Consider the following 16257-nt stretch of genomic DNA (forward strand, 5'->3'; position numbering starts at 1 on the left):
GGCCCGACCGTACATCGCAAGGTGGGACTATTGAAGCGCAGCCCGCTCTCGCCCCGCTGACCCAGTCTGTTGCGGTCGGAGGCTTGGTCCGCACTCAAATGCGGATATTGCAGATGGACTGCCCGACGGAGGAAGCGCTCATTCGCAAGAAGCTCGGCGGAATGACGGAAGTCGCCGAGATGCAGTTCAATCTCATGCAGCGAGTCCTTACGGTAGTTCATCGTCCCGACGGACTTCAGGCGGTAATCAAGGCGCTCTCGACCATCGGATTCACGCCCCAACTCGACGAAGAGGCGGTCGCAATCAGCCGCGCTCCGGCGCAAGTCAAGAACTCCTGGTGGCCACTGGCCATTGCCGGTTGCGCCGCCTTGGGTGCCGAGGCAGCCGATTTGCTCGGCGCGTCCGTCTGGGTCGTCGCAGGGCTTGCCTTAGTGGCCGTTGCGTGTTCCGGAGTTGGGACCTACAAGAAGGGCTGGGTCGCCATCAAGAACCTCAATCTGAACATCAACGCGCTGATGAGCATCGCAGTTACAGGCGCGTTGGCGTTAGGGCAATGGCCCGAGGCTGCTATGGTGATGGTCTTGTTCACGATTTCGGAGTTCATCGAGGCGAATTCGCTCGACCGAGCTCGCAATGCAATTGAAGGCCTGATGAAGCTCGCACCCGAAACCGCGACGGTCAAGCAGGCCGATGGTTCCTGGTTCGACGTTGAGGCGGCACGCGTCGACTTGGGCGCAATTGTCCGGGTACGTCCTGGAGAGCGCATCGCCCTTGACGGGGCTGTCATTGAGGGGCGTTCCACGGTCAACCAGGCACCGATTACCGGCGAGAGCATGCCGGTGGACAAAGGTCCCGGCGACAACATCTTCGCAGGCACCATCAACGAATCGGGTTCGTTCGAGTTTCAAGTTACCGCTGCGTCGAACAACTCGACGCTTGCGCGCATCATCCACGCGGTCGAGGAAGCTCAAGGCACCAGAGCTCCGACGCAGCGGTTCGTCGACCAGTTCGCCAAGGTCTACACTCCGATTGTCTTCGTGATTGCGCTTGGCGTTGCCCTCATCCCTCCGCTACTTTTTGCCGGCGCGTGGTTTAGCTGGGTCTACAAGGCGCTTGTGCTACTCGTCATTGCATGCCCTTGCGCACTTGTGATTTCTACGCCGGTTTCGATAGTTAGCGGTCTTGCCACCGCTGCCCGCAAAGGCATTCTGGTCAAGGGCGGCACGTTCCTCGAGCAAGGCCGGCTGCTTCGTTGGCTTGCACTCGACAAGACTGGCACCATCACCCACGGTAAGCCGGTGCAAGTCGCGTTCGAACTCCACGCGACCGACATTGAAAGCATGTTCGTGCGCTCTGTCGCGGCCAGCTTGTCAAGTCTCTCCGACCATCCAGTTTCGACGGCCATCACGCGAGCGGGAGATGCCGACGGCGCGGCGCGGCTCTCCGTCGAGGCGTTCGAGGCGATTCCCGGACGGGGTATCGCCGGACGCGTGGATGGCCGCCCTTACTTTCTCGGTAATCATAGGCTCGTCGAAGAGCTTGGCCGCTGTTCGGCGGAGCTCGAGGCCCGACTGCAAAGTTACGAGCGAGACGGCAAGACTGTGGTCATGCTTGCTGATAACGAGCGTGTGCTTGGTTTGTTCGTTGTTGCGGACACGGTGAAGGAATCGAGCCGCGAAGCAATCTCCGAGCTTCACGCGCTCGGCGTGCGAACCGCGATGCTCACGGGCGACAACGCACACACTGCGGCCGCGATTGCCAAGGAAGTTGGCATTGACCGCGCCGAGGGTAACCAGCTCCCCGAGGATAAATTGCGCGTCGTCGAAAGTCTGTCGGGTGACCGCGCGATGGTCGGCATGGTGGGTGACGGCATCAATGATGCACCGGCACTCGCGCGCGCCGACATCGGTTTCGCCATGGGTGCGATGGGTACAGATACCGCCATAGAAACGGCTGACGTCGCCCTGATGAATGACGATTTGCGCAAGATTCCCGCGTTCATCCGTCTTTCGAAGGCGACCCACACGGTTTTAGTCCAGAACATCACGTTAGCCCTTGGCATCAAAGCGATATTTCTTGGACTGACCATCGGCGGACTCGGGACGATGTGGATGGCCGTATTCGCTGACGTTGGAGCGAGCCTGCTCGTCGTTGCGAACGGCTTGCGGCTGCTGCACAAGTAGATTGAGTAAGCTCCCAGAGAAGACAGAATAAGCTGGGTTGCGCGAATATCTGTCGACCGCGACCACAGTCGGTCACACGGGGAGACGAGCAGTCATTATGAGCGTTCCGGGAAGTCGAACGGAAGCGTCGGCCTATCCCTTAGAGCCGGAACTGATATGTCGAGCAATGTTCTTGGAACTGAGGGCTACGCTGAAAATGCCGCTCAACTAATTGAGCGCTGGGAAAGCATGTCATTCTTCGACCTTCATGGCGACGTGGCACACCTCCTTCCAGAAGTGCCCTCGCTCATTCTCGACGTCGGAGCCGGAAGCGGAAAAGACGCGGCAGCGCTAGCCGAAATGGGCCACAGCACTGTTGCGGTAGAACCAGTAGATGGGCTTCGAAAGTTCGGCTCGACGCGCCAGAGGTCAAGCCGAATCGAGTGGGTCGACGACAGTCTTCCGGACCTCAACGTTGTGCATTCAATGAATCTCGCGTTCGACGTGGCCATGCTGACCGCCGTAGGGATGCACCTTGATACGCCAGAGCGCGTACACGCGATGCGCCACCTGAGTTCATTTTTACTTACCGGAGGACATGTCCTGATGACGATACGGCATGGTCTGGTCCCCGCGGGACGTCACATGTTCGAGGTGGCAGCCGAGGAAACAATGCAGCTAGCTGCTGACTGCGGCCTACGTTGTGTGTACAGCGAAACGAAAGGTTCCATCCAAGAGTCGAATCGAAACCAAGGTGTCACCTGGACGCGTCTCGCATTCAGACGAAACTGAAACCGGGACAGCGGCGACGTACGATGACTACCATCCCTTGCATACGCATAGCCCATACTTGTTTCTTCTTTTGATTGAGCATCTCGCTACGTGCACATGCTTCGTTTTTCGAATGCGCCTTGGTGGAGAGGAGCCCCGCCTTATCCTGAGCGGGGCCTTCAGACACATTCCCAAGCATCATGAGATGCCGCACGCAGCATATCGAGACGTTCTTAATCCGGCCAATTGTCCGAATACGCGTCATCCGGATGCGGCTCGCTTTCTTGAAAGACGATAACGTCATTTGCGTCGTCCGGCCGATAGAAGTCCAGCTTCACGTGCGCATAAGAGACGGATTGGGTTCGAAACAGGTTCACCTTTTCGTCGGCGAGAGACACTGGCAAGTCCAGAGGCTCGCCAAACTCGTTGAGCATCGCATTCGGAAACAGCACGATGTTCGTCCCGTTCTGGCGCTGGGTCGATTTGAACAAGATGCCATCGAACGACGGAGCGGCGACGTGGGAAAGGAATTCCGCCATCGTTTGGGTGATGAGATAGTCAGACTCGTGACCAGGCGTGACGGGCTGGGCAATCAGAGTATGAAGTATCTTCAGAAAGTTCCGGCGCTTCAGTTGCTTTTGATAGTCCGGTTGAAAATAGCTAAGCGGCCTGCTTGAACGCGCAGTCTCAAGCCGCTCGAAATCCAAAACGCGCAGGCGCCTGGTTGTTCGCAGTTCAATAAGCGCGATGTCATTGCCAATCGCGGGGCGCATTTCTGCCAGGCAAGTTGGCGACTCCAGCGACGCGTAGAAGACAGAAATCCCTTCCGCGTTCATCCTGCCGGCCCGCGCAAGGTGCGGTGGCGGTGGGCCGATGTGCGCCAAAGGGTCGTCGACCATCTCGTTAAGCAGTGAGGAGCTTGTAACCACCCGTGCTCGAAAGATTCGCGTACCCGTTCGGAGCGTACGTACGACCGGTGACCGCGGCTTGCCGGGTAAGTGCATGTGCTCGACATCGGCGAACAGCTCGGCGAAAAACTTGCGGGCTTTTTCGCTGAAGAAGCGCCTTCTATGCCGCACGTCCTGGAGGGTCTCCTGCCACGCGAGCCCGAACTCCCCTCCACTGTGCCTGACCTCCTCGTAATCCATCGTCTCATCCCAGAAAGGCTCTCCGCCATCGCCGGGATAGAAGAATTCGCTTTCTATAACGGCGTCGATTATTTCGTTCTGGAAGTCGAAATACTGTCCGAGAAAGTTCTGCACCCAATGTTCGAGCGGGTCGCCAAGGCGGCGGTAACTAACGCTGTCGCTGTCGCCCTCACCGAAATAAGGTACCTCACGGCCCCAACCCAGGTTTTCGCGCATGACGGGCTCAAGCCATTCGGCGAGTTGTTCGACGGATATACCTTCCCGCCGTTCCTCGCAGACCCTGCACTCGTCAACACCCCCGACCCGTTGTACTCTTTCACGGAGGACGGAATCTTCGAAGCAGGCGTAGCAAATGTGGTCAGTCAAGATAATTCCTTGATGTTCGGACGCGCCGATGAAACGCAGAGCTTGCGCAGAATAATACGAAGAGGCGGTCCGTAGGGTTGTCGATACTACGCTGAGTTCGTAACGATGCGCGCGGACGGTTACGTGTCGTTGGCCGCCTTCGTCGATGCTTCACACGGGTGCAATGCTTGGCTCATGTTCAGGCATACTTTCTTCGTTCCCAAGACTGGAATCCAGAAGAGCGGCAGCCTGCGGTACAGGCGGAAGAATGATGCCGGCATGATTACCCACCACGCAGAGACCTTATGCAACGCATGAAGACGCCGAATATTCGAACCTTCGACATGAAACTCGTCGATGACTTGTTTGAAATGAATGGCGGGTATGTGCTCAATTTCTCTGACCGAACCATGGGCATATTCTTTCTGGAAGAGCTCGACGTCGACATCGACGACCCAGCCTACCGCGATAACGGCCCCTCCAAAGCGAAACGATTAAGGTGCTTTTTGAACAAGGTGGACTTGGGTACCGCCGTTAAGACGCTCAAGGTTCTGTGGAAATATCGCGAAGCCGTTCGGCAGTCGCAGGGGCGGGAAGACTGGGTAGCCAACGCCGAAGGACAGTTCCTTTCGTTGATTAACCGCCTCGAGGGCAAGCCGGAAGGAACCGGTAGAACAAATCCTCCCCCCAAGCCGGCGCTGGATGTCCAACGAATCGCGGGACTCAAGAGCAAACTTCTTGAACTGTCGTCGTTGGCACCTCAGCCACGAGGCTACGCGTTTGAGGCGTGGCTCAAGGACGCGTTTGACTGTTTCGGCCTCGAAGCGCGAGAACCCTTTCGCCATCGCGGGGAGCAGATAGACGGCAGCTTCGTGCTGCAGGGAGAAACCTATCTTGTCGAAGCGAAGTGGCAGTCCGAACTCACTGGAGCGGCCGATTTGCATGCGTTCCACGGGAAGCTTGAGCAGAAAGCCGCATGGGCGCGAGGCTTGTTTGTGAGCAACAGCGGGTTCACGGCGGACGGGTTAGCTGCCTTCGGTCGAGGCAAGCGAGTCATCTGTATGGATGGACTCGACCTGTTCGACGCGCTGGACAGACAACTGCCCTTGAACCATGTGCTCGAACGGAAGGTTCGACGCGCGGCGGAGTCGGGACTTCCCTTCGAGCGCGTTAGGGACCTTTTCGCGTGAGAATGCGATGGGCGCGCTGGCTCCGATGCTAGAGCGCGAGCCTCATCTGTTGGCTTGCCAGGTCGCGAGGCGCCTTCGAGGTCGCGGTGACTGCGACGCCCTCAACGTTGCCCGTGAGGGTATACAAGCCCACAACGTGCATCCGGCCGCATTCGGATGGCTGATGCACCCAGGACGTGTTGATGCGGTACCCCTCCTTGCGCAACTCAACAATACGCGCCCGCGGGTCGACGATGTCGAGAAACCGCATTGCCTCGAGCGTCGTCACCCCTCCGCGAAACCTCATAGCCAGAAGCAGGCGTGCACGCTGATGCGCGGCGGTGTTATCCGGCCAGTTGTCGATTATGCGGCTGAAGGACAGGAAATTGTGCATTCGAAGCAGTGGTAGTTGAGACAAGGCGTATTGTTCGCCTTCTGCCTCGAAACACTGCTACCGAAATACCCCGCAAACCGACCAGAGAATCATCCGGCCGAAATTCGGCAGATTTTGACGCCTATTTCGGCCGCCTCATTCTGCTGGCAAGTCGGGCTCAATTCCGGCTTCATCGCGAAGCATGTGCATGAGATTGACGGCGGAGATTGAAGTCGTCTCGTCAGGAATGCGCTTCGCGAGCGCCAGCATCATTTCGAATATCTCGCTGGTCGTCTGCGGCTCTCGGGCCTGGAGGGCAGCCTTCGGTGGGATGCTGGCGCGGTTCAGCAGCAATTGCGTAGTGTTTTCGCTTTCTGCAACCAGCCGGCGGTTCTCCGCGGCGTGCCGCTTGATGGCGTCCCGCTCGTCGTCGGTCAGTATTTTCCGGACGGTGCGGTCGTCCGTGTCCTCCCATACCCGAGCAGCGACCGTGGCAATGAACCTGCCCGGAAAGTCGTCACACATTCCGTAGAGCGCGCGAGCAAGATGCAACACGAAGATGCGCCTCTCGCTGAATGCCGGACGCCCCGCCGACCGGCGTTCGACGGTCGATGCAGCGTCCCGAAGGCTCTTCAACGAGCCGCGAAAGCTCTTCTCCAATTCCGACGGAACCCAAGACGAGCTTTCAGCCGCAAGCTCGGACTCAAAGGCACCTGCTTTCCTCATCAGCCCGCGAACTGCAGCAGCTGTGGGCAGTGGCTCGGAAGGCTCGCGTTCGAAGCATGCCACATACGCGTGCGCGATTTGCGTGACGGCAGCCACCTGCAGCACAGTGCCTTTGCCGAAGACGGATTGCTTGAAGAAGCTGCGTACGCTGGGATAGGCCAGGAAACCCTTGAACCAATCGGAGTCCACGCGCGCGACTTGGTCCAGACGCAAGAAGTAGCAAGCTTCGCTATAGGTCTCGGCCAGCCTCTCGTTCGTTTCCAAAATGGTCATGTGATTGGAGGCTCTGGCGTCGGAGTCAGATTCGATGTGGCGCTAATTATAGATGAGGCTTTTTGGTTGAAATCTACGAGCGTTTTCGCAGTCGCCGGGAGGCGGTGAACGCACCCGGCGGAGGTTCTAATAGTTTCGCTTAAGCCTTGCTGCATATGGCTTAAGCGAAACTTGGTGCCCGCGTAAGTGAAACTTTCGGTGGGCGTTTAAGTGAAACTGATAGAAGTGGCTAAGCTAGAAAGCCGACGCTACCAACTCACTCCACCGTCACCGACTTCGCCAGATTGCGCGGCTTGTCGACATCTGTACCCCGCGCGCAAGCCGTGTGATACGCGAGCAGTTGGAGCGGCACGACGTGCAGAATCGGCGACAGCGCCCCGTAGTGCTCCGGCATCCGGATCACATGAATCCCGTCCTCGCTGACGATGCGCGTATCCGCATCCGCGAACACATAAAGCTCGCCGCCACGCGCGCGCACTTCCTGCATGTTCGACTTCAGCTTCTCCAGCAGCGCGTCGTTCGGCGCAACGGTCACAACCGGCATCGCCTCCGTCACGAGCGCGAGCGGCCCGTGCTTTAGTTCGCCCGCCGGATACGCTTCCGCGTGGATATACGAGATCTCTTTCAGCTTCAGCGCGCCTTCGAGCGCGATCGGGTAATGCAGGCCGCGCCCGAGGAACAGCGCATTCTCCTTGCGCGCGAACTCTTCCGACCACGCGATGATCTGCGGCTCCAGCGCCAGCACGCTATTCAACGCCGCCGGCAAGTGACGCAACTGACCGAGATACGCCGCTTCCTGCTTCGCATCGACGCGGCCGCGCATCTTCGCCAGCGTCACCGCCAGCACGAACAGGCCGACGAGCTGCGTCGTGAACGCCTTGGTCGACGCCACGCCGATCTCGGTCCCCGCGTGCGTCAGGAAAGCGAGTTCCGTCTGCCGGACCATCGCGCTCGTCCCGACATTGCAGACAGCGAGCGTATGCGCGTGCCCGAGCGATTGCGCGTGCTTGAGCGCGGCGAGCGTATCGGCGGTTTCGCCCGACTGCGAGATCACGACGACCAGCGCCTTCGGATTCGGCACAGACTCGCGATACCGGTACTCGCTCGCAATCTCGACTTGCGTCGGAATCTTGGCGATGGATTCCAGCCAGTACTTAGCCGTCAGCCCCGAGTAGTAGCTCGTGCCGCACGCGAGAATCAGGAGACTGTCGATGCCCGAGAACACGTCGGCTGCGCCGTCGCCGAAGAGACGCGGCTCGAAACTGTCGGCTTGCGGAATCGTGTCCGTGATCGCGCGCGGCTGCTCGAAAATCTCCTTCTGCATGAAATGGCGATACGGGCCGAGTTCCACCGCGCCGCCATAAGCCGTCACGACGCGCACTTCGCGCTCGGCGGGCAGGCCGTCGCGGTCGGCGATTTTCACGCCATCGAGCGAAATTTCGACGACATCGCCTTCTTCCAGAAACGCAAAGCGGTCCGTGCTGCCGGCAAGCGCGAGCGCATCCGATGCCAGAAAGTTCTCGCCTTCGCCCACGCCCACGACGAGCGGCGAACCCTGGCGCGCGCCCACGACCGTATGCGGCTGATCCTTGTGCATCACCGCGATGGCGTACGCGCCGTGCAGTTGCTTGACTGCCTCGCGCACGGTCTGGAACAGATCGCCGCGATACATGCTGTGGATCAGATGCGCGATGACTTCGGTATCCGTCTGCGACACGAACTCGTAGCCCTTGTCGCGCAACATCGCGCGCAGCGACTCGTAGTTCTCGATGATGCCGTTATGCACCAGCGCGACGGTATCGCGCGAGAAGATCGGGTGCGCGTTGTCGGTGACGGGCGCGCCGTGCGTCGCCCAGCGCGTATGCGCAATGCCGGTCATGCCGCCGATGCCCGTTTCCCGCACTTGCGCGTCGAGATCCGACACGCGAGCGACGCTACGCGCCCGGCGCGGCTCGCCGTTGCTCAGCACGGCCACGCCGCACGAGTCGTAGCCGCGATATTCGAGCCGCCGCAATCCTTCGACGAGCACCGAGACGATATTCCGTTGCGCAACCGCGCCGACAATTCCGCACATGTCGTTATTCCTTTGATGTCAAAACCGAACGCACAATGAAAAAAAGCCGAGCCTTCCGGCCCGGCCTCGCGCGCTTCACACTTTCTTTTTGGTGGGCCGGATGTAGTCCGTCTTGCTGACCTGGCGCTTCTCGTTCAGCACCAGTTCGCCTTCGCCGACATCCTTCCAGACGGTCGTGCCCGCCGCGATGGTCACGCCGCGCCCCACGCGCACCGGCGCCACGAGCTGCGTATCCGAGCCGATGAACACGTCGTCGCCGATCACGGTGCGATGCTTATTCGCGCCGTCGTAATTGCAAGTGATCGTGCCCGCGCCCACGTTCACGCGCGCCCCGATATCCGAATCGCCGATATACGTGAGGTGATTCGCCTTGGAACCGCGGCCCACCACCGCGTTCTTCACTTCGACGAAATTGCCGACATGCGCTTCGTCGCCGAGCACGGCGCCCGGACGCAGCCGCGCGTACGGTCCGAGCACGACGTTCGCGCCGGCCGTGCCGCCTTCGATATGCGTGTACGCCTCGACGCGCGTTCCCGCGCCGATCGACGCATCGCGAATCACGCAGTTCGGCCCGATGCTCACGTTGTCGCCAAGCGTCACGCGGCCTTCGAACACGCAGTTGACGTCGATGGTCACGTCCGCGCCGCATTCGAGCGTGCCGCGCACGTCGATGCGCGCCGGATCGGCGAGCGTCACGCCCGCTTCGAGCAACGCATACGCGACGTTGCGCTGGTGAATGCGCTCCAGTTCGGCCAGTTGCACTTTGCTGTTCACGCCAAGCGTTTCCCATTCGGCGTCCGGCTGCGCGGTGACGACTTCGACGCCCGCTTCGATGGCGCGCTCGACCACGTCCGTCAGATAGAACTCGCCCTGCGCGTTGTCGTTCTTCAGCGACGCGAGCCATTGTTCGAGCGTGCGCGTCGGCGAAACGACGATGCCCGTGTTGATCTCGGTGATGCGCCGCTCAGCTTCGCTCGCGTCTTTCTGCTCGACGATCTTTCGCACCGCGCCGCCCGCGTCGCGCACGATGCGCCCGTAGCCGGTCGGATCGTCCACCGTCACGGTCAGCACGCCGTAGCGTTCGGTCCCGGCGGCATCGAGCAGACGCTTCAGCGTGCTGGCGCGCGTGAGCGGCACGTCGCCGTACAGAACGAGCGTCGGCACGGAAGAATCCAGAAGCGGCAGCGCCTGCTGCACAGCGTGGCCGGTGCCGAGCTGCTGCTCCTGCACGGCGAATTGCACGTCGGGCGCGCCGACGGCTTCGCGCACCTTCTCGGCGCCGTGTCCGACCACCACGACGAGGCGCGTGGGCGACAGCGTGCGCGCCGTGTCGATGACATGCGCGAGGAGCGGCCGGCCCGCCAGAGGATGAAGGACTTTCGGCAGGGCGGAGCGCATGCGCTTGCCCATGCCGGCAGCCAGGATCACGATGTTCATCGCTTGAGTCTTGCAGGGTTCAGGTCGCGCCAATATAGCATGCGAACTTTTTCGAAAACGCGCGCGAAAGCCGCGCCGCGTCTCGTTCTACAGGCTTTCACAGATCGTCGAACTGAACAATTGAAATGGCGTTTCGCGATGCTGACGGTTCGCTTGCGCACGGTTCTTCGTCGAACGCGATATCGCCTTGCGGATCGGCCTCGCCAGTGGCGCGCAGGCTCGCGAACGGAAAGAGCGCGGGATCCATCAGATGCGACGGCACCACGTTCGAGAGTGCATTGAACATGTTCTCGACGCGCCCCGGAAAACGCTTGTCCCACTCGCGAATGAGCGCCTTCATTTCCGCGCGCTTCAGATTCGGCTGGCTGCCGCACAGATTGCACGGGATGATCGGGAATTCGCGCAGTTCGGCGAACTTTTCGAGGTCCGTTTCCTTCACATAGGCGAGCGGACGAATGACGACGTTCTTGCCGTCGTCGGATTGCAGCTTGGGCGGCATGCCCTTCAGCTTGCCGCCGTAGAACATGTTGAGCAGAAGCGTTTGCAGAATGTCGTCGCGATGATGCCCGAGCGCGATCTTCGTCGCGCCCAGTTCGCCCGCCACGCGATACAGAATGCCGCGCCGCAGCCGCGAACACAGCGAACATGTGGTCTTGCCTTCCGGCACGAGCCGCTTGACGATGCTGTACGTGTCCTGATTCTCGATGTGAAACGGAATGTCGAGCTTGGCTAAATACTCGGGCAGCACATGCTCGGGAAAGCCCGGCTGCTTCTGATCCAGATTGACGGCGACGATATCGAAGTCGATCGGCGCGCGCTCGCGCAGGCGCATGAGAATGTCGAGCATCGCGTAGCTGTCCTTGCCGCCGGACAGGCAGACCATGACCTTGTCGCCCTGCTCGATCATGTTGAAGTCGCCGATCGCCTGCCCGACCTGACGCACGATCCGCTTGAAGAGCTTGTTGTTCTCGTACGCTTCCTTCTGCTGGCGCTTGGTCAACGCCTCGCGCGCGGGCTTTTGCTCTTCTGCGTGTTCCATGGCTTCACGCGCGTTCATGCTCGTTCCTCTTTGATGCGAAAGACTTCGACGCCCACCGCGTCGCAGTCGGGATAGACGTCGGGCTTTTGCGTCGATACCGCGACCGCGCGCACGTTCGGATGCGCGAGCAAGGCGGCGGCGACGTCGTCGCACAGCGTTTCCTGAAGATGAATATGGCCGCGATTCACGCGCGCCGCGATGGTCGAGCGCATGAAGTCGTAGTCGACGACTTCGGAGAGCTTGTCCGCGACGGGCGTGGACAGCGCGAGCGGCACGAACAGCTCGACGTTGAACACCACGCGCTGCTCGCCGCGCTTTTCGAAGTCGTGCACGCCGATATTGATGCGCACTTCGTAGTTGCGCAGAAAGAGCCGCCGGCAATCGGTCAGCCGGGGATGAGAAAGTGCGGCAAGCATGGCGTTATCCAATAGTTATCGCGGCGCGGTTCAGGTTTTTTCCGCGCCGATCATGTACATCACGTCGCGCGGGCTCGGCACGAGATGCTGGCCGCCATCGACAACGAGCGTCGTGCCCGTCACGCCGTGCGCGTTCGCCAGATAGCACGCGGCCTGCGCCACGTCCGCAACCGTCGATGCGCGCTTGAGCGGTGTCACGCGATGCGCCGCTTCGAACGATTCGGGCGTCTGCGCGGCGGAGATCAGCGTGAGCCCCGGCGCGAGCCCGACCACGCGCAGTTTCGGCGCGAGCGCCTGCGCGAGCGCGACGGTAGCCGTGTCGAGGGCCGCCTTCGTCAGCGTGTACGACAGGTAATCCGGGTTCATGTTGTAGAGCTTCTGGTCGAGCACGTTGATGACCACGGCGCGCAGCGATTCGTCGTCTTCGGCGGCATCGGGCGTGGCTTCGTGCAGCGTGCGCGCGAGCGTGAGCGGCGCGGCGACGTTGACGGCGGTCATCTGCATGAGCTTCGCGTAGCCGAAATCGGCGGCGGTGTCTTCATCGAAACGCGATGCGCAGTTCACGACGCAATGCAAACCGCCGAAGGTTTCGACGCACGCCGGCACGAGCCGCGCGACTTCCGCTTCGATGCCGAGATCCGCGTTCAGCGCAACCGCGCGTCGCCCGAGCGACTCGATTTGCGCGACGGTTTCACGCGCTTCCTGCTCCGAGCGGCCGTAATGCACGGCGACGTCCCAGCCTTGCCGCGCGAATTCCAGCGCGATGCCTCGCCCGATGCGCTTTCCCGCGCCCGTCACGAGCACGGCGCGCTTGCGCTGCGTGGAGGACGCCGGCCAGAGCGGCGCATTCACGCCCGAAGACGGCGAATTGGCGGGAGAAAGCGGCGTGGAGGCGCTCATTTACAATACTGGGATGAATCCGAATCGACCAACCGATAGTTTACCTGCTCCCGGCCCCGACGCGCTCGCGCAATCGGCGGCGCTGACTGAAGTGATCCGCGAACGCATCGCGGCGGCGGGCGGCTGGCTGCCGTTCGACCAGTACATGGAGCTCGCGCTGTACGCGCCCGGCCTCGGCTACTACAGCGGCGGCGCCATGAAATTCGGCCGCCGCGCCGACGATGGCAGCGACTTCATCACCGCGCCCGAGTTGTCGCCGCTCTTTGCGACGACGCTTGCGCGCCCCATCGCCCAGGCCTTGCAGGCGAGCGGCACCCGCCGCGTGATGGAATTCGGCGCGGGCACGGGCAAGCTCGCGGCGGGTTTGCTGACGGCGCTCGCCGAGCTCGGCGTGGACATTGACGGTTACGCGATCGTCGATCTGTCCGGCGAACTGCGCGAGCGTCAGCGCGCGACGATTGAAGCGCAAGCGCCTGCTTTCGCCGCGAAGGTCGAATGGCTGGACGCGCTGCCCGATGCGTTCGAAGGCGTGGTGATCGGCAACGAAGTGCTGGACGCGATGCCGGTGCGCCTCGTCGTGCGCAAGCTGGGCGCGTGGCATGAACGCGGCGTGGTGATTCAGAGCGAAGGCTTCGCTTTCGACGATCGCGCGGTTACGGCGGATGCGCAGATCGAGTTGATCGACGCGGCCATCGACGAAGCGAACGACGACGAGCCATTCACCGAATACCTGACGGAGACGCACGAGGCCGCGCTCGCGTTCACGAAGACGGTTTGCACGATGCTCACGCGCGGCGCGGCGTTTTTCATCGACTATGGCTTTCCGCGACGCGAGTTCTATCACGCGCAGCGCGCGACGGGCACGTTGATGTGCCATTACCGGCATCGCGCGCATGCGGACCCGTTCCTTTATCCGGGATTGCAGGATTTGACGGCGCACGTCGAGTTCACGGGCATCGCGGAGGCTGGTGTGGAAACGGGCGCGGATTTGCTCGGATTCACGTCGCAGGCGCGGTTTCTGATGAATGCGGGCATCACCGATGTTCTCAGCGCGCTCGATCCTTCGGACGTGAAGCGATTTCTGCCTGCGGCGAATGCGGTGCAGAAGCTGCTTTCGGAAGCGGAGATGGGCGAGCTATTCAAGGTAATCGCGTTTTCGCGCGGCATCGAAGGGACGCTCGATGCATTCGCTGCAGGCGATCGTTCGCACGCGTTATGAGGCTGCGGTCATGATTCGCTGGGTAGTCACGACGTTCATCGCGCTTGCGATTCTTTCCGGGTCGATGCCTTGGCTTAGGAAGTTTGGTATTGGACGGCTGCCCGGGGATTTCACTTTGCGGATTTTTGGGCGGGAGTATTCGTTTCCGTTTATGTCTACGGTGGTGATTTCTATTCTGCTTTCTTTGATTGCTCGGGCGCTTTGATTGTTTGCGTTTCGGCGCGGCGCGGTTAGCTCGGCAATGGCGCTTGGTGGTCATCTGCCGCTTCCTTCGTTCCACGAAAAAAGAAGCGCACCAATCCTACAAGAACCCAACGTTCAAGAAGAAGAAAGCGCCCCCGAGCGCCCCCCGCTCAAAACCCGCCCGACCGCCTCCACCCGAGCCTCATGCACCGCATCCTTGATCCGCGAAGGCTCATGCGCGAACCGCTGCGCCACCGCCCCGGCATCGACCGACCGCGCCGCGACAAGCGCCTCCCGCAGCCGCTCCGCCTGCGGATACGCCTTGTGCTCGAGCCCGAGCCGCCCCCGCGCATCCGCGAGACAAGCCTGAAGCGCCTCGGCAAAGCGCGCCGGCTTGCGCAGCGCATCCGTGCGCTCGAAAAGCCGCACGAGCGCCGCCGCGCCCATGTCCATCACGCGATGAATATTGCCGTGCTCCCGCGCGACGAGCAGCGCCAGATCGCGGCATTCGTTCGGCACGCGCAGGCGTTCGCACAACGGCTTCAGCAAGTCGACACTGCGTCCCTCATGCCCGATGTGCCGCGGCAAGATATCGTCCGGCGTCGTCGCCTTGCCGAGATCGTGCGTGAGCGCGGCAAAGCGCACCGGCAGCGCGTAGCCCTGCGAGGCCGCATAGTCCACGACCATCATCACATGCACGCCCGTGTCCACTTCCGGGTGATAGTCGGCGCGTTGCGGCACGCCCCATAGCGCATCCACTTCCGGCAGAATCCGCGCGAGCGCGCCGCAGCCGCGCAGCACTTCGAACATGCGCGACGGCCGCTTCTCCATCAGCCCGCGCGAAATCTCTTGCCACACGCGCTCGGGAACGAGCGCATCGACTTCGCCGGCTTCGACCATCTTTTTCATCAACGCTTCCGTGTCCGGCGCGACGGTGAAATCCGCGAAACGCGCCGCAAAACGCGCGAGCCGAAGTATGCGCACCGGATCTTCGATGAACGCATCGCCCACATGCCGGAAACGCTTTGCGCTCAGGTCGCTCTGTCCGTTGAACGGGTCGATCACCGGGCCCGTCAGCTCGCCCGCCGCGTTGACCTCGCGCGCCATCGCGTTGATCGTGAGATCGCGGCGCGCCAAGTCCTCCTCCAGCGTCACATCCGGCGAATAGTAGAACTGAAAGCCGTGATAGCCCGCCGCCGTCTTGCGCTCAGTGCGCGCGAGCGCGTATTCCTCGTGCGTGACCGGATGCAGAAACACCGGAAAGTCCTTGCCGACGGGCTTGTACCCTTGCGCGACCATCTGCTCGGGCGTCGCGCCGACGACCACGTAATCGCGGTCCACCACCGGCACGCCCAGCAACGCGTCGCGAATCGCACCGCCTACCGCGTAGATATTCATCGCGCGTTGTCCTTCTTTGCATCGTCGATCCACGCGGCCACGGCCGGCAGCGCCGTCACGCGAGCCCCGTACTCGCGCGCGCCTTCGCTGATGGCGGGCGCGTACGAGTTGAAGCGCATGACGACGGGCGCGAACATCGCGTCCGCTATGCAGAAATCGCCGAACAGGAACGGCCCGCCCGACTGCGCGAGACAGCCGGTCCAGATGGCATCGATCCGCGCGATATCCGCGAGCGTGCCGGGCGTCGCGCCGATGCCGGGCTCGCGCGCCGTGATCTGCATCGGCATGTTCTGGCGCAGGTCGGCGAAGCCCGCATGCATCTCCGCGCTGATGCTGCGCGCGTGCGCGCGGGCGGCGGCATCGCGCGGCCAGAGCGCATGCTGCGGATACCGTTCGGCGAGCGTTTCCATGATGGCGAGCGAATCCCACACGGTCTCGCCGCTATCGGTGATGAGGCACGGCACCTTGCCCGACGGCGTCACATCGAGAATCTTCGCTTTGGTGCCGGGCTGGCCGAGCCGGATAAGCGCTTCATCGAACGGAATGCCGAAATGCCTGAGCAGCACCCAGGGACGCATGGACCAGGATGACAGATTCTTGTCGCCGATAACGAGTTTCATGCGG

15 protein-coding genes are annotated in these 16257 nt (G+C 61.6%); 5 read left to right on the forward strand and 10 right to left on the reverse strand.

Annotation, left to right across the window (positions count from 1 at the left end):
- Window positions 1-98: 98 nt before the first annotated feature.
- Both HWX53_RS00520 and HWX53_RS00525 read left to right on the forward strand, forming a co-directional pair.
- The gene (locus tag HWX53_RS00520) at window positions 99-2183 is read left to right on the forward strand and encodes a heavy metal translocating P-type ATPase (RefSeq protein WP_244140030.1); all 2085 of its coding nucleotides are present in this window, start codon (window positions 99-101) and stop codon (window positions 2181-2183) included.
- 156 nt (window positions 2184-2339) lie between these two features.
- Window positions 2340-2954, forward strand: coding sequence for a class I SAM-dependent methyltransferase (locus tag HWX53_RS00525; RefSeq protein WP_175938449.1), 615 nt, complete (start codon window positions 2340-2342; stop codon window positions 2952-2954).
- A 212-nt stretch (window positions 2955-3166) separates the two neighbouring features.
- On the opposite strand, the gene HWX53_RS00530 is transcribed toward HWX53_RS00525, so the two are convergent.
- A complete protein-coding gene (locus HWX53_RS00530) occupies window positions 3167-4447 on the reverse strand; it encodes an RES family NAD+ phosphorylase (RefSeq protein ID WP_175938451.1) in 1281 nt (426 codons plus the stop codon).
- A gap of 284 nt (window positions 4448-4731) precedes the next feature.
- Here HWX53_RS00530 and HWX53_RS00535 point away from each other — a divergent pair, with 284 nt between their 5' ends.
- Entirely contained in the window at window positions 4732-5616 is an 885-nt protein-coding gene (locus HWX53_RS00535; RefSeq protein ID WP_347879138.1) for a restriction endonuclease, read from the forward strand.
- A gap of 28 nt (window positions 5617-5644) precedes the next feature.
- On the opposite strand, the gene HWX53_RS00540 is transcribed toward HWX53_RS00535, so the two are convergent.
- From HWX53_RS00540 to HWX53_RS00570, 7 genes are all read right to left on the reverse strand, one after another.
- A complete protein-coding gene (locus HWX53_RS00540) occupies window positions 5645-5989 on the reverse strand; it encodes a helix-turn-helix domain-containing protein (protein ID WP_175938453.1) in 345 nt (114 codons plus the stop codon).
- 135 nt (window positions 5990-6124) lie between these two features.
- Window positions 6125-6967, reverse strand: a complete 843-nt coding sequence (locus HWX53_RS00545; protein ID WP_244139976.1) for a hypothetical protein — start codon at window positions 6965-6967, stop codon at window positions 6125-6127.
- A 256-nt stretch (window positions 6968-7223) separates the two neighbouring features.
- Entirely contained in the window at window positions 7224-9041 is a 1818-nt protein-coding gene (glmS, locus tag HWX53_RS00550) for a glutamine--fructose-6-phosphate transaminase (isomerizing) (protein WP_175938455.1), read from the reverse strand.
- Between the two features lie 75 nt (window positions 9042-9116).
- Window positions 9117-10478, reverse strand: a complete 1362-nt coding sequence (gene glmU, locus HWX53_RS00555) for a bifunctional UDP-N-acetylglucosamine diphosphorylase/glucosamine-1-phosphate N-acetyltransferase GlmU (protein ID WP_175938457.1) — start codon at window positions 10476-10478, stop codon at window positions 9117-9119.
- A 97-nt stretch (window positions 10479-10575) separates the two neighbouring features.
- Window positions 10576-11535 carry a tRNA 2-thiocytidine(32) synthetase TtcA gene (ttcA, locus tag HWX53_RS00560; protein WP_175938459.1) on the reverse strand — a complete coding sequence of 320 codons (960 nt, stop codon included), beginning with the start codon at window positions 11533-11535 and terminating at the stop codon, window positions 10576-10578.
- Complete coding sequence (locus HWX53_RS00565; protein ID WP_175938461.1) at window positions 11532-11933, reverse strand: dihydroneopterin aldolase; 402 nt, start codon at window positions 11931-11933, stop codon at window positions 11532-11534. Before HWX53_RS00565 ends, ttcA begins: the two co-directional genes overlap by 4 nt.
- Window positions 11934-11963: 30 nt before the next feature.
- On the reverse strand, window positions 11964-12833 hold the full coding sequence (locus HWX53_RS00570; protein WP_175938463.1) for an SDR family oxidoreductase: 870 nt from the start codon (window positions 12831-12833) through the stop codon (window positions 11964-11966).
- Window positions 12834-12846: 13 nt separating this feature from the next.
- Here HWX53_RS00570 and HWX53_RS00575 point away from each other — a divergent pair, with 13 nt between their 5' ends.
- Window positions 12847-14052: an SAM-dependent methyltransferase gene (locus HWX53_RS00575; RefSeq protein WP_175938465.1), complete on the forward strand. Its 1206-nt coding sequence runs from the start codon at window positions 12847-12849 to the stop codon at window positions 14050-14052.
- Between the two features lie 10 nt (window positions 14053-14062).
- On the forward strand, window positions 14063-14257 hold the full coding sequence (locus HWX53_RS00580) for a DUF2905 domain-containing protein (RefSeq protein WP_175940549.1): 195 nt from the start codon (window positions 14063-14065) through the stop codon (window positions 14255-14257).
- Between the two features lie 113 nt (window positions 14258-14370).
- Here the strand turns inward: HWX53_RS00580 and HWX53_RS00585 are convergent, their stop codons facing one another.
- Both HWX53_RS00585 and HWX53_RS00590 read right to left on the reverse strand, forming a co-directional pair.
- Entirely contained in the window at window positions 14371-15633 is a 1263-nt protein-coding gene (locus tag HWX53_RS00585; RefSeq protein WP_175938467.1) for a multifunctional CCA addition/repair protein, read from the reverse strand.
- Entirely contained in the window at window positions 15630-16253 is a 624-nt protein-coding gene (locus tag HWX53_RS00590) for a glutathione S-transferase family protein (RefSeq protein WP_175938469.1), read from the reverse strand. Before HWX53_RS00590 ends, HWX53_RS00585 begins: the two co-directional genes overlap by 4 nt.
- Between the last annotated feature and the right edge of the window lie 4 nt (window positions 16254-16257).

The sequence above is a fragment of the Caballeronia sp. BCC1704 genome (assembly GCF_902833455.1).
In the GTDB taxonomy this organism is placed as follows: Bacteria; Pseudomonadota; Gammaproteobacteria; order Burkholderiales; family Burkholderiaceae; genus Caballeronia.